This is a genomic window from Gordonia sp. J1A (assembly GCF_055393515.1).
On sequence record NZ_AP041607.1, the window covers coordinates 3312074 to 3333665 of the forward strand.

Annotated in this window: 20 protein-coding genes; 12 read left to right on the forward strand and 8 right to left on the reverse strand. The window is 69.1% G+C overall.

Annotated elements, in window-relative coordinates; translation table 11 throughout:
- Window positions 1–6 precede the first annotated feature (6 nt).
- The 5 genes from ACZ5QD_RS15460 to ACZ5QD_RS15480 all read left to right on the forward strand — a co-directional run bounded on the left by ACZ5QD_RS15460 (window position 7) and on the right by ACZ5QD_RS15480 (window position 4210).
- Window positions 7–1047, forward strand: coding sequence for a FecCD family ABC transporter permease (locus ACZ5QD_RS15460; RefSeq protein WP_045537507.1), 1041 nt, complete (start codon window positions 7–9; stop codon window positions 1045–1047).
- Entirely contained in the window at window positions 1044–1856 is an 813-nt protein-coding gene (locus ACZ5QD_RS15465; RefSeq protein ID WP_464366918.1) for an ABC transporter ATP-binding protein, read from the forward strand. Before ACZ5QD_RS15460 ends, ACZ5QD_RS15465 begins: the two co-directional genes overlap by 4 nt.
- Window positions 1856–2590, forward strand: coding sequence for a (2Fe-2S) ferredoxin domain-containing protein (locus tag ACZ5QD_RS15470; protein ID WP_006897943.1), 735 nt, complete (start codon window positions 1856–1858; stop codon window positions 2588–2590). Before ACZ5QD_RS15465 ends, ACZ5QD_RS15470 begins: the two co-directional genes overlap by 1 nt.
- 86 nt (window positions 2591–2676) lie before the next feature.
- Complete coding sequence (locus tag ACZ5QD_RS15475; RefSeq protein WP_006897944.1) at window positions 2677–3378, forward strand: hypothetical protein; 702 nt, start codon at window positions 2677–2679, stop codon at window positions 3376–3378.
- A gap of 106 nt (window positions 3379–3484) precedes the next feature.
- Complete coding sequence (locus ACZ5QD_RS15480) at window positions 3485–4210, forward strand: hypothetical protein (protein ID WP_231650068.1); 726 nt, start codon at window positions 3485–3487, stop codon at window positions 4208–4210.
- A 61-nt stretch (window positions 4211–4271) separates the two neighbouring features.
- Here ACZ5QD_RS15480 and gdhA read toward each other — a convergent pair whose 3' ends face one another.
- On the reverse strand, window positions 4272–5615 hold the full coding sequence (gene gdhA / locus ACZ5QD_RS15485) for an NADP-specific glutamate dehydrogenase (protein WP_006897947.1): 1344 nt from the start codon (window positions 5613–5615) through the stop codon (window positions 4272–4274).
- A gap of 229 nt (window positions 5616–5844) precedes the next feature.
- On the reverse strand, window positions 5845–6522 hold the full coding sequence (locus tag ACZ5QD_RS15490) for an MspA family porin (RefSeq protein WP_006897948.1): 678 nt from the start codon (window positions 6520–6522) through the stop codon (window positions 5845–5847).
- Window positions 6523–6712: 190 nt separating this feature from the next.
- Between ACZ5QD_RS15490 and ACZ5QD_RS15495 the strand changes: the two genes are divergently transcribed.
- Window positions 6713–10468: an NACHT and WD repeat domain-containing protein gene (locus ACZ5QD_RS15495; protein ID WP_464366919.1), complete on the forward strand. Its 3756-nt coding sequence runs from the start codon at window positions 6713–6715 to the stop codon at window positions 10466–10468.
- A gap of 10 nt (window positions 10469–10478) precedes the next feature.
- On the opposite strand, the gene ACZ5QD_RS15500 is transcribed toward ACZ5QD_RS15495, so the two are convergent.
- Both ACZ5QD_RS15500 and ACZ5QD_RS15505 read right to left on the reverse strand, forming a co-directional pair.
- Complete coding sequence (locus ACZ5QD_RS15500) at window positions 10479–10958, reverse strand: TY-Chap domain-containing protein (RefSeq protein ID WP_006897950.1); 480 nt, start codon at window positions 10956–10958, stop codon at window positions 10479–10481.
- A gap of 59 nt (window positions 10959–11017) precedes the next feature.
- Entirely contained in the window at window positions 11018–11605 is a 588-nt protein-coding gene (locus ACZ5QD_RS15505) for a DUF2812 domain-containing protein (RefSeq protein ID WP_006897951.1), read from the reverse strand.
- A gap of 202 nt (window positions 11606–11807) precedes the next feature.
- On the opposite strand from ACZ5QD_RS15505, the gene ACZ5QD_RS15510 reads away from it, so the two are divergent.
- The 5 genes from ACZ5QD_RS15510 (at window position 11808) to ACZ5QD_RS15530 (ending at window position 17104) form a co-directional block, all read left to right on the forward strand.
- Entirely contained in the window at window positions 11808–12956 is a 1149-nt protein-coding gene (locus ACZ5QD_RS15510; protein WP_062367991.1) for an N-acetylglucosamine-6-phosphate deacetylase, read from the forward strand.
- Between the two features lie 131 nt (window positions 12957–13087).
- A complete protein-coding gene (locus tag ACZ5QD_RS15515; RefSeq protein ID WP_039868051.1) occupies window positions 13088–13633 on the forward strand; it encodes a Rho termination factor N-terminal domain-containing protein in 546 nt (181 codons plus the stop codon).
- 36 nt (window positions 13634–13669) lie between these two features.
- Entirely contained in the window at window positions 13670–14758 is a 1089-nt protein-coding gene (locus tag ACZ5QD_RS15520; RefSeq protein ID WP_006897954.1) for an S-(hydroxymethyl)mycothiol dehydrogenase, read from the forward strand.
- Window positions 14755–15420 (forward strand): MBL fold metallo-hydrolase, encoded by a 666-nt coding sequence (locus tag ACZ5QD_RS15525; protein WP_006897955.1) that lies wholly within the window; start codon window positions 14755–14757, stop codon window positions 15418–15420. The genes ACZ5QD_RS15520 and ACZ5QD_RS15525 overlap by 4 nt, the downstream gene beginning before the upstream one ends.
- On the forward strand, window positions 15410–17104 hold the full coding sequence (locus ACZ5QD_RS15530; RefSeq protein ID WP_006897956.1) for a SulP family inorganic anion transporter: 1695 nt from the start codon (window positions 15410–15412) through the stop codon (window positions 17102–17104). The genes ACZ5QD_RS15525 and ACZ5QD_RS15530 overlap by 11 nt, the downstream gene beginning before the upstream one ends.
- A 55-nt stretch (window positions 17105–17159) precedes the next feature.
- Here the strand turns inward: ACZ5QD_RS15530 and ACZ5QD_RS15535 are convergent, their stop codons facing one another.
- Together ACZ5QD_RS15535 and ACZ5QD_RS15540 are read right to left on the reverse strand one after the other, a co-directional pair.
- On the reverse strand, window positions 17160–18302 hold the full coding sequence (locus ACZ5QD_RS15535; protein ID WP_006897957.1) for an SLC13 family permease: 1143 nt from the start codon (window positions 18300–18302) through the stop codon (window positions 17160–17162).
- Window positions 18303–18388: 86 nt separating this feature from the next.
- Window positions 18389–18781: a YccF domain-containing protein gene (locus ACZ5QD_RS15540; RefSeq protein ID WP_039868053.1), complete on the reverse strand. Its 393-nt coding sequence runs from the start codon at window positions 18779–18781 to the stop codon at window positions 18389–18391.
- A gap of 34 nt (window positions 18782–18815) precedes the next feature.
- On the opposite strand from ACZ5QD_RS15540, the gene ACZ5QD_RS15545 reads away from it, so the two are divergent.
- On the forward strand, window positions 18816–19079 hold the full coding sequence (locus ACZ5QD_RS15545) for a hypothetical protein (RefSeq protein ID WP_045538737.1): 264 nt from the start codon (window positions 18816–18818) through the stop codon (window positions 19077–19079).
- Window positions 19080–19119: 40 nt separating this feature from the next.
- Here ACZ5QD_RS15545 and ACZ5QD_RS15550 read toward each other — a convergent pair whose 3' ends face one another.
- Window positions 19120–19683, reverse strand: a complete 564-nt coding sequence (locus tag ACZ5QD_RS15550; RefSeq protein ID WP_006897960.1) for a LemA family protein — start codon at window positions 19681–19683, stop codon at window positions 19120–19122.
- A gap of 70 nt (window positions 19684–19753) precedes the next feature.
- Window positions 19754–21526 (reverse strand): DUF2207 domain-containing protein, encoded by a 1773-nt coding sequence (locus ACZ5QD_RS15555; protein ID WP_062367985.1) that lies wholly within the window; start codon window positions 21524–21526, stop codon window positions 19754–19756.
- Between the last annotated feature and the right edge of the window lie 66 nt (window positions 21527–21592).

The window sequence follows — 21592 nt, forward strand, 5'->3', positions numbered from 1 at the left end:
CGGCGCGTGCGCGAACGGCTCCGCGGTACACCGGCCCTGGCGGGTTGGCTGGCCGGACTGACGATCCTGCTGCTGATCAGCATGGCGCTGGGAATCGTGGTCGGATCGGCCGATCTGCCGCTGGGCACAGTGGTGCGAGCGCTCGGCAGCAGCGTGGGCATCGGCACGTCCGATGTGCTCGACGAGAACATCGTCGTTCAGCTGCGGCTGCCGCGGGTGGTCGGAGCGGCACTCATCGGTGCGGGCCTGGCGGTCTGCGGCACCGTCCTGCAGTCGTTGACGGGCAACCAGCTGGCCGACCCGTACATCCTCGGGATGTCCGGCGGTGCGTCTCTCGGCGCCGTGGTGGTGTTGAGCACGGGAGTCGGCATGGGCAGCATGGCCGGTGGCTCAGTGGTCTCCGTCGCAGCGTTTCTGGGGGCGATGGGTGCGCTGCTGCTGGTGTTCGCGATCGCGGTCACGCGCGGGGGCGCGCTGCTTCCGGGCAGACTGATCCTGGCCGGCGTCGCCGTCGGGCAACTCGCCGCGGCGCTGAGTTCGGCGTTGATCTACTTCGGCCCGCACGGCACCGCCGACCGCGTCATGTTCTGGTCGATGGGGTCGGTGGCCGGCATCCGCTGGAACACCCTCGCGCTGACCGCGATCGTCACCGTGTGCACGATCGTCGCCGTGCTGGCCCACGCCCGAACGCTGGACGCCTTCGCCTTCGGTGAACGCGCCGCCGCGAGCCTGGGCACTCACGTGGCCCGCACTCGCTGGGTGCTCTACGCGCTGGTGTCGCTGTGCACCGCCGTCCTGGTGGCGCTGTCGGGGATCATCGGGTTCGTGGGGCTCGTGGTGCCGCACATGGTTCGCTTTCTCGTGGGCCCGCTGCACTATCGGGTCCTGCCGGTGGCGGTGGTGCTCGGGGCATTGGTGGTGGTCTGGGCCGACATCATCGCCCGCGGCGTGATGCCGTCGCGGGAACTGCCGCTCGGGCTCGTCACCTCGGTGATCGGCGTGCCCGCCTTCATCTACCTGCTCCGGCGACAGCGAGGCACCGAATGACCGGTACCGAGACCGGGATGCCCGGCATCGAGATGCGGGCGGTGAGCTTCGCCCGCGGCGAGCGGAGAATCCTCGACGACGTCACGGCCCGGGCGCCCGCCGGCCGATTCACCGGCGTGATCGGCCCGAACGGGTCCGGAAAGTCGAGCCTGCTGTCGATGGTGATGCGTTGGCAGCGGCCCGACGCCGGACAGGTGCTGCTGGGCGGCACCGACGTCCGGGAGTTGGGCCGCCGCGAGTTCGCGCGCACCGTCGCCGAGGTGGAACAGCACTCGGCGACCGTCCTGGAACTGTCGGTGGAACAGATTGTGGAGCTCGGCACCATCCCGCACGCCGGGGGGTGGGCCAGGCCGCTCGGAGACGCCGCGCACGAGGCGCATCAGGCCATCGGAACGCTCGGCATCGAGCATCTGCGGCACCGCACCTGGCAGACCCTGTCCGGCGGCGAACGGCAGAAGGTCCAGATGGCACGGGCGCTGGCGCAGCGCCCGAAGGTCCTCGTCCTCGACGAGCCGACCAACCATCTCGATGTGGCGGCCGGGCTTCACCTGCTGCAGCTGGCCCGGGATCTCGGCCTCACCGTCCTCGCTGCGCTGCACGATCTGCAACTCGCCGCGATGTACTGCGACCACCTCGTCGTGCTCGACGAGGGCCGCGTCCGTGCGCAGGGCAGCGCCTCCGAGGTGCTGACGCCCGAACTGCTGGCGGACGTCTACGGCCTCGACGCGCAGGTGCTTCGCCATCCGGTCACCGGCGGGCCACTGATCGTCATGTGCGGCGTGGTTTCGGCCACAGGAGGGGAGAAGTGATGATCGACGCCGACTGGGTGATCGTGACGGCGCCGACGGATCGCGGCGCGGATGTGCACGGCGAACTCGCCCGTGCGCTGGGAGAGCTCGCCGAACGCCATCCGGGCACGGTCTTCCGCTCCGCCGTCCTGGGCGGTGAGTCCGACACCGTCACCGAGGTGCTCGACGAGGCGGCCCGCGAGGGCGCCGACTCGGTGGTGGTGCTGAGCGGTCAGACGCTCGCCGACCGAAAGATGGACGCTTGGTTCCGCCGCGTGATCGGGCACTGGCTGCGGAACCGCCCGGCGGGCTCCGCGCCGGATATCAGAATCGGCGGATCGCTTTGCCAGACAACGGATTACGCGAATCTGATCGAGCGGGCTGCCGCCGACGGCGGGGCCCCGGCCCGCGATACCACCGCCCCGCTCGCGACGAAGGCCTGGGACGCGGTTCCCGGGTTCGCGCGACACGTGCTGGTCTGCCGCGGTCCCCGATGCTCGGCGCGAGGGGGCGCCGAGACGCAGTCGGAACTCTCCGCCGAACTCGACGCCCGGCGGCTCGGCGACGACGACGTCCTCATCACGCTCACCGGGTGCCTGTTCCCCTGCTCGCAGGCGCCGGTGGTCGCGGTCTACCCGGACGACGTCTGGTACGCCGGACTCACAGCGGCGCGAGTCGCCGATGTGGTGGAGCGGCACCTGGTGGGAGGTGAACCGATCCGGGAGTGGTTCGGAGACCGATCGGCGAGCCGGTGAACCGGACGCCCGAGCGGAGACGGCCGGGGACGGCCCGGATGTCCGGCAAGTACATTCAGTACTGAAACCACAGTCGAAGGGGACACATGGCGGGCAGGGCGATCCGGATGTCGGTGGCGATGCTGGCGGGTGGCGCAGTGCTCGCCTCGGTGGGATGCAGCACCGACGGCTCGTCCACCGCTGCCGAGCGCGAGGCCGCCGAGCTGCCGCTGACACAGGCCGAACTGCCCGCCGGTTTCCACACCGCCCGGCTCAGCAAGGACGCCCTCGCGCAGATGACGGAGCAACTCTCCGATTCCACCGCATACGTCGACATCGCACCCGCGCAGTGCGCGGCATCCGGAGCGATGGTCACCACGATCGACCCGAAGAGGGTCGGCGTGATGGCGGCGACCGATGGCGACGATGCGATCAGCGAGTCGGTGCAGCCCGTCGCCGAGATCGACGGCGGCGTCGACCTCGAGGCTGCGCGCAAGCAGGTCACCGGCGACTGCGGCGTCGTCCGGGTGCACGTGAAGGCCGGCCCGGTCAAAGGTTCGGAGATCACCGTCACGCACACCGTGATCGACGTACCGCGCGGGGCCGCCGACCAGGTCCTGGCGGTGGAGAGCCGGAGTAGGACGGTGAACGGTTCCAAATCCGGTGAGACGAGTCTGCTGGTAGGAAACGCCCTCGTCAACGGTTACGCGGTCACCGTACAGATGAGCGCCGTCGACCAGACCGCCGATCTGAATCGTGCAGTTTTCGAGGACGTCTTCGCCAGGGCGATCGCCAAGGCCGCGCGCTGACCGCCGCCTCGACGGGATGCCGGTGCCGCGCCCGGATTCCGCATCGGTCAGGATTGTCCCGTCTACTCAGTATCACCAGATAGGGATGAAGACCGACGTGATGACAATGAAGAGGATTGCCGGCGCCGCCGCTGCCGCGAGCGCGGCATTGCTGCTCGTGACCGGCTGCAGCTCGACCGAGGACGGCGCACCGGTGCCGGGTGCCGCATCGTCGGCCGCCGCACCGTCCGCCGATGCGGGCAAGGCGCCGACGCTGGTGATCGGCAAGGCCGAGTTTCCGGCCGGGTACCAGGTGACCCCGGTTCCGCGAGACCAGATCCAGAAGGTCGCCGATTCCGTCCTCAGCTCGACGAAGAGTGCCAAGGTGACGCCGGCGAACTGCATGCAGCTGAGTGCGTTTCCAGACAAGATCGACCTCGCCAAGACCGGCTTCGTCATCGCGATGAAGGGCACCTCCGTGCTCGCTGAGACCGTCTCCGTGGTCGACCACTCCGTGGAGGACTTCCGCAAGGCCGTGACCGGCGACTGCGGCAAGATCAAGGTCGAGATCACCGAGGGCCAGGCCGCGGGCGCGAAGGGCACGGCCGTCTCGAAGGTGATTCCGGCGCCGAAGACGAAGGCGGACGACGCGATCGTCGTGCAGCAGAGTTCCACGATCGACTTCAAGGGAACCACCACCAAGACGTCGATGATCGTCGGTTACGCGATGGTCAACGGCTACCTGGTCAGCGTGCAGGCCAGCGACGCCTCCCCGCAGTCGACTCCCGACCTGGCAGCGTTCAACAAGGTCTTCACCAAGGCCGTCGATCGGGTGGCCACCGAGACCGCCTGACCACTCCCGGACAATGAGAAAGGCCCGCCGACGGCGGGCCTTTCTCATATGACTGCGTCGGTCAGATGACGCCGAGCGCGTTCATCGCGTCGGCGACCTGAACGAAACCGGCGACGTTGGCGCCCAGGATGTAATTGCCCGGGTCGTTGTACTCGTCGGCGGTCTGCAGGCAGGTGTGGTGCAGGGTGCGCATGATGGAGCTCAGACGCTCCTCGGCGTACTCGAACGTCCAGGAGTCGCGCGAGGCGTTCTGCTGCATCTCCAGCGCGGAGGTCGCCACACCGCCGGCGTTGGCGGCCTTGCCCGGCGCGAAGCCGACGCCCGCAGCGAGCAGGACCTTGGTGGCCTCCGGTGTGGTGGGCATGTTGGCGCCCTCGGCGACCACCTTGCATCCGTTGCGGACCAGTGCCTCGGCGTCCTTCTCATCCAGCTCGTTCTGCGTCGCACACGGCAGCGCGATGTCGGCGGGCACCTGCCAGAGGTTGCCCTCGGTGACCAGGCGGGCACCGCCGCCGCGCAGTTCGACGTACTCGCTCAGGCGGGCCCGGCGGACCTGCTTGACCTCCTTGAGGATCTCCAGGTCGATGCCGTTCTCATCGACGACGTAGCCGGAGGAGTCCGAGCAGGCGATGACCGTGCCGCCGAGCTGGTGGATCTTCTCGATCGCGTAAGTGGCGACGTTTCCGGAACCGGAGACGAGGACCTTCTTGCCCTCGAAGCTGTCGCCCTTGGCCTTCAGCATCTCGTCGACGAAGAAGACAGCGCCGTAACCGGTGGCCTCCGGGCGGACCTGCGAACCGCCCCACGACAGTCCCTTGCCCGTCAGGACGCCGGACTCGTAGCGGTTGGTGATGCGCTTGTACTGGCCGAACAGGAAGCCGATCTCGCGGCCGCCGACGCCGATGTCGCCGGCGGGAACGTCGGTGTACTCGCCGATGTGGCGATACAGCTCGGTCATGAACGACTGGCAGAAGCGCATGACCTCGAGGTCGGAGCGGCCCTTGGGGTCGAAGTCCGAGCCGCCCTTGCCGCCTCCGATCGGCAGGCCGGTCAGAGCGTTCTTGAAGATCTGTTCGAAGCCGAGGAACTTGACGATCGACAGGTTCACCGACGGGTGGAACCGCAGGCCGCCCTTGTACGGGCCGAGGGCCGAGTTGAACTCGACGCGGAAGCCGCGGTTGATCTGGACCTGGCCGGCGTCGTCGATCCACGGCACGCGGAAGATGATCTGACGCTCGGGCTCGCACATCCGGGCCAGGACGTCCTGGTACTCGGGGTGCTTGACCATGACGGGGCTCAGCGACTCGAAGACTTCCTGAACGGCCTGGTGGAACTCGGGCTCACCGGGGTTGCGGTTGATAACCATGTCGTAGCAACCCTGGAGATCGCTGTCCCATGCGGTCATGTGTAGTACTCCCAACTGGTGCGCTGGACGAGGCGGGCTCGGCGCACACCGCAAATTCCGGTCCTCTCGGGCCAATTTCCGTTGGTCACTCTATCGGCGCAGCGGGTGCGGCATGAAACCGGATGCTCGTTTCGTGTGGTTGACCACTGCATTACATGCTTATTACGGCGCAGCCGCCACGACGACGGGGCCGGCGCGCGATGCACCGGCCCCGTCGCGGGAGAGCGGGTCAGATCCGGCTGGTCTTGCCGTACGCGTAGTAGACGTAGACGCCGGTTTCGGTGGTGACGGAGATCTTCGTGAACGGACGCACCGAGATCGGGCCGAGCGCGTTGGTCGCGTGAAGCTCGACGCCGGACAGCACGATGTCGGCCGTCGGCTTGGTGAGCGCGATCTTCGCGAGCGAGACAGTGGTGATCTTGCCCGCGGCCACCTCGAACTCGAGGTCGGTGGCCGGGATGATCGTCGACTCCGCGCCCAGGCTGACACCCACGTCGCCGACCGAGCCGCCGCCACCGGTACCGGAGACGGTGACGTTCGGGTTCACCTTCGCGTCGACGCCGCCGGTGAGCTTGAGATCCGGGGTGTGCGCGGTGATCTTGACGCCACCGGGTGCGATCGAGACCGGATACCCGATCTGGTAGCCGACCTCCAGCGTGGCGCTGACCTTCTTGTCCTTGATGCCGGTCAGCGCGGCGTGCACGTCGGACGAGAGCAGGGCCTCGGCCGAGGTGGGAGAACCGTCCAGCGGCGGAATCCGCTTGGCCGAGAGCTGGCCGGTGGTCAGCTCCACGGTGACACCCTCACGGGTGTGGTGGGTGGCCGCCGTTGCGGTGGCCGGAATCAGTGCGGCGGTCGCGAAGAACGCGACGAGCAGCGTGAACGCTGTGATCAGACGCTTGGTCATGTGTTGATTACCTCGATGGTAGAAGAGAGAGACCCGCCCGGCGGCGAGTCCATATCACAGTAGGAATCCGCGATGTGCCGATTCAACGAATCTCTCGCCGATGTCCGCATCGTCACTGGTCACAGGTGTGGATGAGTTATCCGGACCGGAGAAATTCCCCGGAATCCGGTGCTCGGATAACCTCACAGTCGTGACCTCGACGCCGCCGGAGAGCGAGTTCGGTCCGGCGCTCGCGAGACTCTTCCGCCAAGCCGGTAAGCCGACGCTGCGTGCGGCATCGGAGGGAATGGCCAGATTCGGTCGCGCCGAGGCCACGCCGCAGCGGATCAGCGACTGGCGCAACGGCAGACACGTCCCGCGGGACTTCGACACCGTCCTGCCGCTGATCATGTGGCTCAACCGGCGGGCGCTCGACGCCGGTGCCGACGACCTCGTGTCCATGCCCGAATGGAGACGGCTCTGGGAACGCCACCACGACCCCGCGTCGGGCGCCAGGCTGGACACGCCCTTTCCCGGACTCGCCTCGATGGGTGCCCGCGACCGCGACAGGTACTTCGGACGCGACGACACGATCGCCGCCCTCTCGGGGCTGCTTTCCAAGGCACGGGACTCGGCGGGCAATCGGGTCGTCGTGGTGACCGGAGTGTCGGGGGCGGGCAAGTCGTCACTGCTCGGTGCCGGGCTCGCCCGCGCCGGTGAACCGTGGAACACCGCGATCGCGCTGCGCGTGGGGCCGTCCGGACTCGTCGGAGACGAGGTGGCCGCCGGTGCGGCGCTGGTGGTGATCGACCAGTTCGAAGAGGTCTTCGCGCTCGACGACGAGACGCGGCGACGCGCCGTGCTCGATCGGGTGCAGGAACTCTCGGACGCCGGGAGCGTGGTGGTCCTGGGTATCCGCGCCGACTTCTTCCGCGCCTGCGTCGAGTACCCGATGCTCGCCCGAGCGTGGCAGGACCGTTCGATGATCCTGTCCGAGATGTCCGACGACCAGCTCCGTCAGGTCATCATCGAGCCGGTGCGGATGGCCGGCGGCCGGATCGACGAGGGTCTGGCGGATCTGATGATCGACGATCTGCACCAGGCCTCCACCGAGGGCGATCGCGCGGGACGGCTCCCGCTGCTCGCCCACGCTCTCCAGGTGATGTGGGCGAAACGGACCGGGAACCGGCTGACGGTCGGGTCGTACCGCGCCGCGGGCGGGATCACCTCGGCGCTCGCCGAGACCGCGGAACGCACCTGGGCCGCACTCGACCCGGCCGACCACGAGGAGGCCAGGGCACTGCTGCTGGCGCTGGTCCAGTTCGGTCCTCGCCGGACGCCGATGCGCAACGCCATCGCCCCGAGTGATCTGCGGGAGCGCTTCCCGGAATCGGCCACGCGGATCATCGACGCCTTCTCCGACGCCCGATTGCTGACGGTGAGTTCGGAATCGGTCACCTTCATCCACGAGGCGGTCATGTCCGCGTGGCCGCGGATGGCCGACTGGATCGCGGAAGACGCGGATCTGATCCAGTGGATGCAGCAGTTGGCGGCGGACACCGACGCGTGGAACGAGAGCGGCCGCGCAGCGGACCACCTCTACAGCGGAGCCCGGCTGGCGACCTCGCAGGCCAACCGCGCCGAACTGGGCGCTCACCGTCAGGTCCTGCTGCCGGCCGGTGCCGCGGAGTTCCTCGACGCCGCAGGCAGGCAACGGACCGTCCGCAAGCGCCTCCGGTTCGCCTCGATCACGTTGGTGGTGGTCCTCGGCCTGGCGTCCGCGATCACCGCGATCATCGCCACCCGGCAGGCGAGCGATCTCGCACGGCAACGCAACAGCGCCGAACACGCGGCCGTCATGTCCAGCATCGAAGGACTGGTGAGTTCGGATCCGTCGCTGGCCGCGCGGATGCTGGCGGTGGCGGATCAGCACTACGCCGACGACACCGAGGTCAGCAGCGGCTTGCTCGCGGCATACACCTCACCGCTCGCACGCTCGCTCGACGGGCACACCGGCGCGGTCTACGACGTCATGTTCTCCCGCGACGGACGGCTGCTCGCGTCGGCGAGCAACGACCGCACGGTCCGCGTGTGGCAGCGCACCGACGGTGCGGTGAAGCCCTTCCGCGAGGTGGCCCGGTTGGGCGGCTTCGGGTCGTTCGTCACCTCGGTGGATTTCGATCGCTCCGGCCGGCTGCTCGCCGCGGCGAGCGGCGACGGCACGGTCCGGCTGTGGAACGTCGCCGATCCCGGGTCTCCTCGGGAGATCGCGACATTGAGGCCCGGCAGCGGCGCGGCGTATCTCACGCGCTTCAGTCCCAGCGGCGTTCACCTGGCGGCCTCGTCCGACGACGGAACGGTCACCGTGTACCGCGTCGACGGCGACCGTCCGCCGACGCAGACCGCGGTGCTGCGCGGCCACACCCGCGCGGTCCGCTCGCTCGCGTTCAACTCCGCGGGCACGGTGCTGGCGACCGGCGGGGAAGACCAGACGGTACGGCTCTGGACGGCCGCCGACACCGACACCCCGCGGCCCGCGGGCGAACCGTTGCGCGGATTCCCCAGCATCACCCACGCGCTGGCCTTCACCCGCGGTGACTCGGTGCTCGCCGTCACCGGCGACAGCGCCAACGTGCAGTTGTGGAACGTCACCGACCCGGCGGCGCCCCGGCCGGACACCACGTCGCTGGCCGGCGTCACCGGCGGCTCGTGGTCCATCGCCGCCAACCCGGTGCGCCCGCTGCTGGCCCGCGCCGGGACCGACGGGATCGTGCATGTCTGGAACACCACGTCGATCTCCGATCCGTTGCCGCTCTGGGAGCTGCAGCGATCGGCCGCACCCGGAGCGGTGCGCATGGTCAGCACCGTGTTCAGCCCCGACGGTCAGGAACTCGCCGTCGGGCGGTCGGACGGCGAGGTGGACCTCTGGACCCTGCCGCCGGGCCTGCTCCCGGACCGCGGCGCACTGATCAGCGGCGTGGACATGGACGCGTCGGGCCGCCGGCTGGTGACGGTCGGTTCCGACGCCCGGCTGAACGTCTGGACCCGGGACGACGGGCAGTGGCACCAGCGGGGCGGTGTCGACATCGACCGCCGGGCCAACAACCGGCCCAGCGTCGCGGTGACCACCGACGGGATGCTCGCCGCGACGGCCAACAACAACGGCGGCCTGGTGGAACTGTGGGATCTCGGCGATCCCGATCGCCCGCGCCGGGTGGGCGAACTCCGAGTCGGGACCCGATACACCAATGCGCTCGCCTTCGCTCCCGGCACGCGGGAACTCGCCGCCGGGATCGACGACCGGCGCGTGCAACGTTGGGATCTCACCGATCCGGCGGCGCCGCGACCGGTGGGCGATCCGCTCGGCGGGCCGGGGGATCTCATCCGCAGTGTGAGCTATGCGGTCGACGGTTCTCGGTTAGCCGTCACCGCCGACGACGGCAACGGCTACGTGTACCGGCTCGACCGGGCCGATTCCCGACCGCTGGTGCTGCCGATGGGCGAGGAGGTGGCCGACGCGACGTTCGCCCGCGACGGCAGGTACGTGGTTCTGGCGGCCGGTGATCTGGCGGTGTGGCGCATCGACGACGGCCCGCCGACGGTGGTCAGCAGGGTCAGCGACCTGCACGCCGAGTCCATCGGCCGATCGGGAGGCCGGCTGATGATCAGCACGGGGACGCGGGAGGTGGTGGACTTCGCCCTGGGCGCCGACGGCTCGCTCACTCAGGGGGCGGCGGTCTCTCCTGTGCTCGGCGGGTCGCGGACGGTGTCGAACTGGGTGCTGCCGACCGATGCCGGTTCGGGTCCCGGGTATCCGGTCGCCGGCGACGGCACCGGCGTCGTATACTTGCAGACCACCGACCGCGAATCCGCGCGCCGCTGGGTGTGCACTGCCACCGACCCGCTCTCGGGTGCGGAACGCGACCGCTATCTCGGCAGGCTGTCGGCGGACGACGGCTGCCCGTGACCCATCGGGTTCAGCGCATCTTGGGTTCGCGCGCGGCGGCGTCCGACGTGATGAACGTCCGCAGCACGTCGTCCTGGTCCGCCACCAGATAGCTCGGATCGGGCACGCCCCACACCTCCCGCAGGGCGTACTGTGCGGCCATCGCCGCGGCGTCGACTCCGCGCCGGGCGAACTCGACGATGCACGTCTGGTCGCGCAGCGAGCGCCAGCCCCGGTCGGTCAGCATGGCCACCCGCTGCCGGTCCTCTGGCCCGTACGGATACAGATCGCGATGCGCGACGGTCAACCGCAGGCGGGAGTTCAGCGTGTGGGTGAATACGACGGTGGGCTGCGGGCCGAACAACTCGGTCCAGAGTGCGAACACGGTGACGGGGTGGTCGTGACTCATCCGGTCGAGTTGGTCGGCCAACTCACACCGGAATCTGACCCAGACTCGATCGATCGCCGCGTCGAACGCGGCCTCGGAGAAGACGCCGGATGAACTGTCCATCGTGACCTCCTGAGCGGATGGCCCTACGGTAACAGCGGACACCGACAGATCGGGCGCGCTCAGCCGCCGATCTCGGCGCGTTCGCGCGTGGCGGTCTCGCCCGGCGCGGTGCGCGCGGACGCCTTGCGGCCCGAGACCGCGAGCACGACGCCGGCGGTCACGGCGAGCACTCCCACCACGGCTGCTGCGACGGCCGGAGCCCAGAACTCCACCGAGTTCGTCCACTCGAAGGCCGCCAGACCCGCGACGGCGCCGAGAGCCAGGGCCACGGCGAGGGCCAGGACTCCGATCACTCCGAGCCCGATCGCGAGCGCGGAGGCCCGGCGGCCGAGATCCTCGCCGATGAACCCGGCCGGGCGCTCGCCGGTGTACGGGCGCTTCCAGATGTGGAAGTCGGCGGCCTGACCCACGTGCTCCCAGCCCTGCGCTTCGCGGAACCGGAAGTAGTCGACGGGTGCGGGGACGGCGCGCCGCTCCACCGCGTACCGGACCCGGGCCGGAGCGGACTCGGTGAACCGCATTCGCAGCGGACTGAGCAGCGAGTAGTCGGTCAGCACGCGGCCGTCCGCCGCCTGGGCTTCGAGCCACAGTTCGAGATCGGCGGGCGACGGGTGCCGGAGCGCGACGAACCATGATGAGGAGCTCATGAGAACCTCCTGGGGAGAGCTGCCTGAGTAGAGCTTGCACTCCACTGTTCCGCCGGTCGGACGACCCGGTCAAGGAATTTGAGACTGAACTCACCAGTCGTCTCTTCCTGCAGTTTGGCGCCGATCCGCGGCGTCGCCGGCGATACACTCCGAGCCACTGGCGTCGAGTCGATTCGCGGAAGGGAGTCCCTTGAACGAGACGATGATCATCGCCGCGGGCACGCTCGTCGCCGACGGCGTGGTCCACCGGCCGGGCTGGGTGGAGATCGCGCAGGGCTTCATCACCGGTGTCGGCGCGGGTCCGCCGCCGGCCGCGGCGAGTGCGACCTTCGCCGACGGAGTGATCGTGCCGGGTTTCGTCGACATGCACGTCCACGGCGGCGGGGGATCGTCGTACACGGACGGGATCGGCGACGACGTGCGGGCCGCCGCCCGATTCCACCGGGAGCACGGAACCACGACGACGGTGACGAGCACGGTGAGCGCTGGTCGCGCCGAGCTCCGCGACATCGTCGCGCGTCTGAGCGTTCTGGTAGGCGAGGGGATCAGCGCGGGCATCCATCTCGAGGGACCCTGGATCAGCGGTGCGCGGTGCGGGGCGCACGACCCGGACGTGCTGCGCCCGCCGTCGCCGGGCGAGATCGACGAACTCCTCGAACTGGCCGACGGCGCCGTCGTGATGGTGACGCTGGCTCCCGAGCTTCCCGGCGCGATGGAGGCGATCGACCGCTTCGTGAGTGCGGGTGTCACGGTGGCCGTGGGGCACACCGACGCCACCTACGACCAGGTCCGAGAGGCGATTGCGCGGGGAGCTCGGGTCGCAACGCATCTGTTCAACGCGATGGCGCCGCTCGGCCACCGCGAACCAGGACCGCCGCTGGCCCTCATGGAGGATCCCCGCGTGGTGGTCGAGCTGGTGGCCGATGGGGTGCATCTGCATCCGGCCCTGGTGCGCGACGTGCAGCGTGCCGTCGGCTTCGACCGCGTCGCGCTCGTCACCGATGCGATGGCGGCCGCCGGCATGCCGGACGGCGCGTATCGACTGGGTGCTCTGGACGTCTCCGTCGCCGACGGCGTCGCGCGGGTCGCGCGGACCGGCGCGATCGCGGGAAGCACCGCCACCATGGCCGGATTGTTCGCGCGGACGGTCGCGGGCCTGCGCTCCGACGCCCCGGGCGTGCGAGACCGCGTCTCCGACGAGATCCTGCTCGGGGCGGTGGCCATGACCTCGGCCAACCCCGCCCGCGTTCTGGGGCGCGCGGACATCGGCGCCCTGGCATCGGGCCGCCGCGCGGATCTGGTGGTGCTCGACGCCGACCTGCGTGTGGTTCACGTTCATTCCGCACGCTGACCCCGCTGTTCGGATCTGCGGCGACGCATGCTACCCGCGAGTCGCATCGCGGGGTTTGCTCACAGTAGGGTCACAATTGACCCGGTCGGGCACTCCGGCTGGAGCCACAGACATATGGAGGTACACCAGTGATGAGTGGCAAGAAGAGCTTGATCAAGCGACTGGAGAAAGAGGTCAAGCGCCTCTCCGCCGAAGTGGTCGCGCTCCGCGACACGATGCTCGCCCGTTCTCCGATGCTGCCGAAGAAGCCTGAGACGCCCGCGCCCGCATCCAAGGCACCGACCGCCGTGAAGCCGGCGCAGCCCAAGCCCGCCGAGCCGAAGGCTGCTGAGCCCAAGTCCGCCGCGAAGCCTGCTGAGCCCAAGTCCGCCGCGAAGCCGGCGACTGCGAAGCCCGCCACCCCCAAGACCGCCGAACCCGGCGCCAAGACCACCGGCGCCACCGCCAAGCCGGCCACCGCCAAGTCCGCCACCGCCAAGTCCGGCGCTGCCAAGCCGAGCGCCGCGAAGACCGCCGCCAAGTCCGGTGCCACCAAGCCGGCTGCTTCCGCCAAGCCCGCGCCGAAGTCGGGAACCGCGTCGAAGACGGTGGCGGATCTGCGTGCCGAGGCCAAGGCGGCCGGAATCAAGGGATACTCGACGATGAAGAAGGCAGAACTCATCGCCGCTCTCGGCTGAACGCGTCGAAGTGCGGCCGTCCGACTAGGAGAACACGTGCCCACCGTCGTCAAGGGAGTCGTCTCCCGCAGCAAGAACGCGCCTACCGAACTGGTCGACATCACGATCCCGGATCCCGGGCCCAATGACGTGGTGGTCAAGATCAAGACGTGCGGCGTCTGCCATACCGACCTCGCCTACGCCACCGGCGGCATCAACGACGAGTACCCGTTCCTGCTCGGACACGAGGCGGCGGGCATCGTCGAGACGGTCGGCGACGCGGTGACCCACGTCGCGGCCGGCGACTACGTGATTCTGAACTGGCGTGCCGTGTGCGGCGAGTGCCGCGCCTGCAAGCGCGGTCGGCCCTGGTACTGCTTCGACACCTTCAACGCCAGTAAGCCGATGACCCTCGCCGACGGCACCGAACTGACTCCGGCGCTGGGCATCGGCGCCTTCGCCGAGAAGACGCTCGTCCACGAGGGACAGTGCACCAAGGTCGACGAAGCCGCGGATCCAGCCGTCGCCTGCCTCCTGGGCTGCGGGGTGATGGCCGGGCTCGGCGCCGCGATGAACACCGGGGAGGTCGGTCGCGGCGATTCGGTAGCGGTGATCGGCTGCGGTGGAGTCGGCGACGCGGCGATCGCCGGGTCGCGCCTGGCCGGTGCCACGACGATCATCGCCGTCGACCGCGACCCGAGCAAGCTCGACTGGGCCAGAGAGCTGGGCGCCACCCACACCATCGACGCGTCGGCGATCGACGACGTGGCCGAGGCCGTCAAGGAACTGACCGGGGGATTCGGCGCCGACGTGGTGATCGACGCCGTCGGCCGCCCCGAGACCTACCGGACGGCGTTCTACGCCCGCGATCTCGCCGGTGTCGTGGTGCTGGTCGGTGTGCCGACGCCGCAGATGCGCCTCGAGATGCCGCTGGTCGATTTCTTCAGTCACGGCGGGGCGCTCAAATCGTCTTGGTACGGCGACTGCCTGCCCGAACGCGACTTCCCGATGCTCATCGACCTGTTCCTGCAGGGCCGTCTTCCGCTCGACAAGTTCGTCACCGAGCGCATCGGCATCGACGGTGTGGACGACGCCTTCAAGGCCATGGAGGAGGGCCGCGTCCTGCGTTCGGTGGTGGAGCTGTGAGCACCGAGTCCACCGGACCCGAAGGATCGGTCCCCGCCGGTCTGCGGATCGACCGAGTCGTCACTTCCGGAACGTTCTCGCTCGACGGCGGCACCTGGGACGTCGACAACAACGTCTGGGTGGTCGGCGACGACGACCAGGCCGTCATCATCGATGCCGCGCACGACGCGGCGCCGATCCTGAAAGCCGTCGGCGACCGCGACGTGGTGGCGATCGTCCTGACCCACGCGCACAACGACCACATCGGAGTCGCCCCGGAACTCGCCGAGGCGACCGGCGCACCGATCCTGCTGCATCCGGCCGACGAGATGCTGTGGGACCGGACTCACCCGGGAGTGGCCCACGACGAACTCTCGGACGGACAGCGGATCGTGGTCGGCGGCCACGAACTCGAGGTGATCAACACGCCGGGCCATTCCCCCGGCTCGTGCGTGGTGTGGGCGCCGTCGGCGAACGTGCTCTTCAGCGGCGACACCCTGTTCCAGGGCGGACCGGGCGCCACCGGGCGTTCGTTCTCCAGTTTCGACGACATCATCGCATCCATCCGCGACCGAATCCTGGTGCTCGACCCGCAGACGCGCGTGTGCACCGGGCACGGCGACGAGACCACCGTCGGTGCCGAGGCAGGTGACCTCGACGAGTGGATTCGTCGTGGCCATTGACCGGCTGACGCGTCTTCGCCCGCCCGCGCTGAGCGGCTATCAGCGCTCCTGGCTGCGGGCCGACGTCCTCGCCGGGGCGTCGCTCGCAGCCGTCGCGATCCCGGAGGCGATGGGCTACAGTTCCATCGCCCATGTCCCGATCGGCGCCGGCTTGTACTCGCTGATCGTGCCGGCGGTGGTCTTCGCGCTGATCGGTGCGTCTCGGCTGCTGGTGGTCGGAGCGGATTCGGCCACCGCGGCGCTGCTCGCCTCGGGCATCGCGGGTCTCGGAGTGGTCGGGTTGCGGCCCGACACGGAGCAGTGGCTCGCCTGGGCCGGCCTCATCGCACTGGTGACCGGCGTGATGCTGCTGGTCGCCCGAGTTCTGCGCCTGGGCTTCCTGGGCGATTTCCTGTCGACCTCCGTGCTCGTCGGCTTCCTGGCCGGCGTCGGCGTGCTCGTGGTGACCGAGCAGATCCCCGGTATGCTCGGCGAACCGAAGCGCGACGCCGGCCACACTCTCGAGAAGTGGGCGCACGTGATCGGGGACGTCGACCGAGTGCACTGGCAGTCGATGCTGTTCGCCGCGGTGACGCTGGCCGGCCTGCTCGGCGTCCGACGGCTGCGGCCCAGCCTGCCGACGCCGATTCTGATCGTGATCGGGTCGATCGTCGCCGTGGCGGTATTCGGCCTCGATCGCTGGGTGCCGACGGTCGGGCCCGTCGACGCCGGTCCGCCGTCGATCGACTTTCCACCGATGAGCGAGGTGCTCGGGCGCCTTCCCACCGTTCTCACGGTCTCTTTCGGGTGCGTCTTGGTGATCTTGGCGCAGAGTGCGGCGACGGCACGCAGCTTCGCTCAGCGCCACGGAGATCGGATCGACGTCAACCGCGACATCCTCGGGCTGTCGGCGGCGAACGTCTCCGCGTCCCTCACCGGCTCGTTCGTGGTGAACGGCAGTCCCACCAAGACCGCGATCCTCGACCGTCAGCGCGGCCGCACTCAGGTCGCGAACATCACGACCGCCGTTGTGACGCTCGTGGTGGTGGTTGCCGCGTCCGGTCCGCTCGGTGATCTCCCGGAGGCGGTGCTGGCAGCGATCGTGTTCATGGTCGGACTCGATCTGATCGACTGGGCGGGGTTCGCGCACATCTGGCGGATCCGGCGCGTGGAGTTCGCCATCGCGGTGCTGACGACCGTGATGGTGGTGGTCTTCGGCGTGTTGACCGGCATCGTCGCCGCGATGGTGATGTCGGTGCTGCAGATCATTCACCGTCAGTACCGCCCGGAGCGGTTCGTCGTCGGGGTCGGCCGGAACGGGCAGCGCGAGTACGAGAGCGCCCGACCCGGGCATCAGACCCTGCCGGGACTCATCGTCTTCCGTTACGACGCGGACCTCTTCTATGCCAACGTCGGACGGTTCACCGACGACGTGACCGCGCTGATCAAAGCTGCGCCCGACCCGGTGCGATGGCTGGTGCTGGACTGTTCGGCGATCTCGGACGTCGACTATTCGGCGGCGAAGGCACTGCGCGATCTCATCGACTACGTGCATTCGGTGCATGCGAGGTTCATCCTCGCCGGTGTGACCCCGGAATTGCGGGGCGCACTCGAGACCGCGCAGTTGCTCGCCGATCTGGCACCCGACAGCGTGTATCCGAGCGTCGGCTCGGCGGTTCGCGCGTTCGAGCAGTCACCGCACTGAGCCGGTCCGCGCCGAGTCGTCACGCCGCGCAGGCGCCGTTCCGCCGGCCGCCCTGTCAGGATGTCGCCGACAGCGTCAGCGTGGCCGCCGCGACGATGGCCGGAGCGGCGACAGCACCGACGAAGACGTATCTGCGCCAGCCGAACTCGACTCCTTCGTCGACCAGCCGTTGATGCCAGAGCAGCGTCGCCAGCGAGGCCCACGGCGTCACCAGAGGTCCCGCGTTGACTCCGATCAGCAGTGCCGCAAGGGTGATCGGCGAGGTGGTCGCCGGTTCGAGGAGCAGGAAGCCCGGCAGATTGTTCACCAGGTTCGCGCCGACTGCGCCCGCCCCCGCGAACGCCCAGACACTCGCCGTGCCGTGTTCGGAGAGCCGACCGAGGGGGTCGAGCAGGCCCGAGGCCTCGACCGCGCCCGCCACCAGGAACAGGCCGCCGGCGAACAACAGAAGCGACCACGGAATCAGGCCGAACTGCAGCGCCTCGGGTCGGCGGAGGGCGAACGTCGCCGTGAGGGCGAGCGCGGCGAGGCAGGCAGGCACCCACGGTGCGGGCATCACCACCAGCAGCGGGATGAGAAGCGCGAGTATCGACGAACAGATCCGAAACAGTGTCTGGTCGCCGACGTACGGGACCGGCGACGCACGGAATCGGCCGCGGAGCTCGCGTCGATGCAGCAGCCACAGGACCCCGACCGTCGCGGCCGTTGCGCACACGGCCGGCAGCCCGAGCAGGGAGACGAAGCCCGCGGCGCCGTGAACGTTCAGACGGTCCAGTGCCAGCAGATTCGTCAGGTTGGAGACGGGAAGCAACAACGAAGCGGTGTTTGCGAGCCACACCGTGGTCAGCGCGAACGGTGCGGGCGCGACGCCCGCGACGCGCGCCAATGCGAGTACGACCGGTGTCAGCAGGACCGCGGTGGTGTCGAGCGACAGGAAGGCCGTGCAGACCACGGCCAAGAGGACCGTCAGCAGCCACAGGCCGAAGACCCGGCCGCGGGCCAGAACACCGAGCCGCGCCGCGACGACTTCGAACACCCCGGCCTCCGCGGCCAGTTGCGCGACCACCGTGATCGCCACGACGAACAGCAGCACCGGCCACGCTCGGTCGAATGTCGCGGCGGCGTCCGCGGCGGGCAGAGCTCCCGTCACCAGGGCCGTCGCACCGGCGAGCACCAGTGCGCCGCCGATCCACGCCATCGCCACGGATCAATGATGCCCGGCCGAACAGCGACCCGCGGGACCGGACACCGCCGGCCGCCTGCACCGCCCCGTCACCGGTCGGTTCAGTACGCCGCGCGCGGATCGTTGGTCGAGACGATCTCGGCGCCGAGCGGTACCAGGGAGATGGGGATCATCTTGAAGCTCGCGACACCCAGCGGGATGCCGATGACGGTGATGCACAGGGCGAGGCCGGTGGTGAGGTGGCCCAGCGCCAGCCAGATACCCGCGACGATGATCCAGATGACGTTGCCGACCGTCGACGCGGGGCCCGCGGTCGGCTTGCGGACCACGGTGCGTCCGAAGGGCCACAGCGCGTAGTTCGCCATGCGGAACGACGCGATACCGAAGGGGATCGTGATGATGAGGATGCAGCAGACGATGCCGGCCAGTACATAACCGATCGCCATCCACAGTCCGCACAGGACCAGCCACAACACGTTCAGTATCGTCCTCATGGCCCCATTGTCCTGCGTCGCCTACGCTTTCGGAATGGGTATTGACCCCGAACCCGGAGCCGGTCGCCGAGCGATCTGGTCGGCGGCCGCGCTCATCGTCCTCACCGTCCGAGTCCTGGCGACCATCGCGACCGTCTTCTTCACGATCGCCTGGCTGGTCGCCGCGGTGCGTTCGAGCCTGCTCAACGGCTGGCTGTGGTGGGCCGCCGGCGCGGCCATCGCCATGGCGATCAGTTGGTATCTGTACAGCTACCTGCGGGTCCGCTATCCGAGCACGAGCCGCCGGTGGGAGCCCTGATGAGGCCTTCCCTCCCGGCGGCTCGCGAGTGCGCTGCTGCTCAGAACTGAACCTGCGGCGGCTGCTCCTGTCCCGCCGGGGCCTGGTAGAACTCGCGGACGCGAACCCCGGCCATGCCGGAGAACAGCATCCACGGGATGGTCTGCACCGCCTGGTTCAGGCGCGAGACGGCGTCGTTGTAGTACTGGCGCGCGAACGAGAGCTTGTTCTCGGTTTCTCCGAGTTCGGTCTGCAGCGCCATGAAATTGGGCGCTGCCTGCAGCTGCGGGTAGTTCTCAGCGACAGCGAACAGCCGCCCGAGGGCTCCGCTCATCTGCGCCTCAGCGGCGGCCTTGTCGGCCACTGACGCCCCCTGCGCCGCCTGCTGCATGTGAGCGCGGGCCTCGGTCACCGCCTCCAGCACGCCCGACTCGTGGGCCGCGTACCCCTTCACCGTATTCACCAGGTTGGGGATCAGATCGGCGCGCCGAGTGAGCTGGACGTCGATACCGCCGAGCGCTTCCTGAGCGGTGATGTCCGCCTTGCGGAGTTTGTTGAAGCCGACCATCACGAAGACGGCCAGCAGGACGAGCAGGACAACGATGACGATCAGTGCCCAGATCACGATTGGTGCCTCTTTCTATTAAGGGACGTGCACAGAGAATGGCATGGAGGGACGGCCGGCCGCGACGGGCTCACCACGAACCGCCTCCTCCGCCACCGCCGCCTCCGCCGCCGAAGCCGCCGCCGAATCCTCCGCCGCCGCCTGAGGACGACTGCGACGAGCTGTACGCAGACAGGGACGACGAGAGGCTCGATTCGAAGCTGTCCATGCCGGAGCCGGCGCCGCCGAACAGGGCATGCGAGCTGCCGATGTAGAAGCCGGGGAACCAGATCGGGTCGGGCGGTTCCTGCCCGGTCGCATAGCGATACTTGGCGGCCCACGCGTCGGCGCAGTCGAAGGCCATCGCGTACGGAATGTAGCTGGTGAAGAGGTCCTTGCGGGCGGAGAAGTCGAGTCGTTCCCGGTTCGACGTCGTCGACAGGAGCCGCTCGAACCCGCCGGCCCGCGACCACACCTCACGGCCCAGCCGCGTACGCCGGGTGCCGACCCCCGCCACGTAGAGTCCCGCGCCGCCGACCGCGAACGCTGCGAACGGCAGCGCCATGATCGTGCCCGGGAGGAGTTGGAAGATCATCAACACGGCTGCGACGACCACCGCCGCCGCCACGACCACGCGCCCAGCGAGCTCCGAGCGGCTGACCCGCAGCGCTCCGCTCCCGGTGCCCCAGTTGGCGGTCGCGGCGTCCATCTCCTTGGTCGCCGTGGACAGCCGCAGTCCGGCGTTCTTGGATCCGTCGGCGGTGAAGGTCGAGCCCTCGTGCGACAGGCCCAGTGCCGCGACCACCGCGTTGGCGGCGGGATCGAGTGAGGCGAACCGCTCCGGCGTGAGCTGCGAGATGACGGTCCAGTCCTTGTTCGACGTCCGGTCGAGCCGGACGTGTCCCTGCTCGGCGAGGTGGAAGAGGGTGGAGACCAGCGCCTTCTTGGGCATGTCCTCGTATGCGACGTAGTAGGTCTGGACCGGTCCGAGCTTGCGGCTCTGATTCTGCGGGTCGGCCGGCGGCTCGTACATGACCGGTAGCAGCGGCGCGTGCTCCCGGCTGCGCCACATCCAGTAGAAGCCCCCGGCGAACGTCAGAAGCGAGAGCAGAACGATGACGATCGGCATGGCCTTCGAGGTGCCCAGAATCGGGTCCATCGACACCGACCACGGCAACTGTGCGCGGCCGGGACCGGGGAAGGGCAGGTCGGCCTTCACCGCGACGCCGACGTTCGGTTCCAGCGGGCCGGTGGTGACCACTCGCGTGGCCGGGTCCGGTTCCGACACCTGGCACGCGGTTCCGTTGTTGGTGCTGCACGCGAACGACGTCGGCGCCTCGGGGAAGTGGACGGTGCTGGTGGAGCGCTCCATCCGCATCCGCCAGCCGTTGCCCACCACACGCCAGATGAAGCGGCCCGGGTCGCCGTCCGCGATGGTGTCTGCGATCCGGTACGACACCCGGTACACGTGCTCGCCGGGTGAGACGAGGGTGTCGGCGTCGCCGATCCGTGCCGTCTCGAACTTGCCGCCCTCCTCGGAACCCAGCTCGAACGGAACCGCCTGCCCGTCCATCGTGATCCGGATGTCGCGGGGTTCGTAACGCACGCCCTTGTTCTCCGGGTCCGCGTCCGAGACATCCCAGAATTGGAAGATCCCGTGCTTGCCCTCCGGAAGATCGACCGTCAGCGTCTCGTCCACGGCCAGTTCGCCGTCGCGCGCGAGGGCGTAGTCGGCGCGGTAATCGGTGATCACGGCCGTGTCGACGGTCTCGTCGCCCGACGACGCCGAGTTCGCGACCAGCGGCCAGAAGACGCCGATCACGGTGGCGATGAGCGCCACCAGCGACAGCAGGAATCGTTTCATGCGGCGATCCTATGCGCCGCCGGCCGAGTTCTCTGTTCGATGAATGACTCGACCGGCGACGCCCAG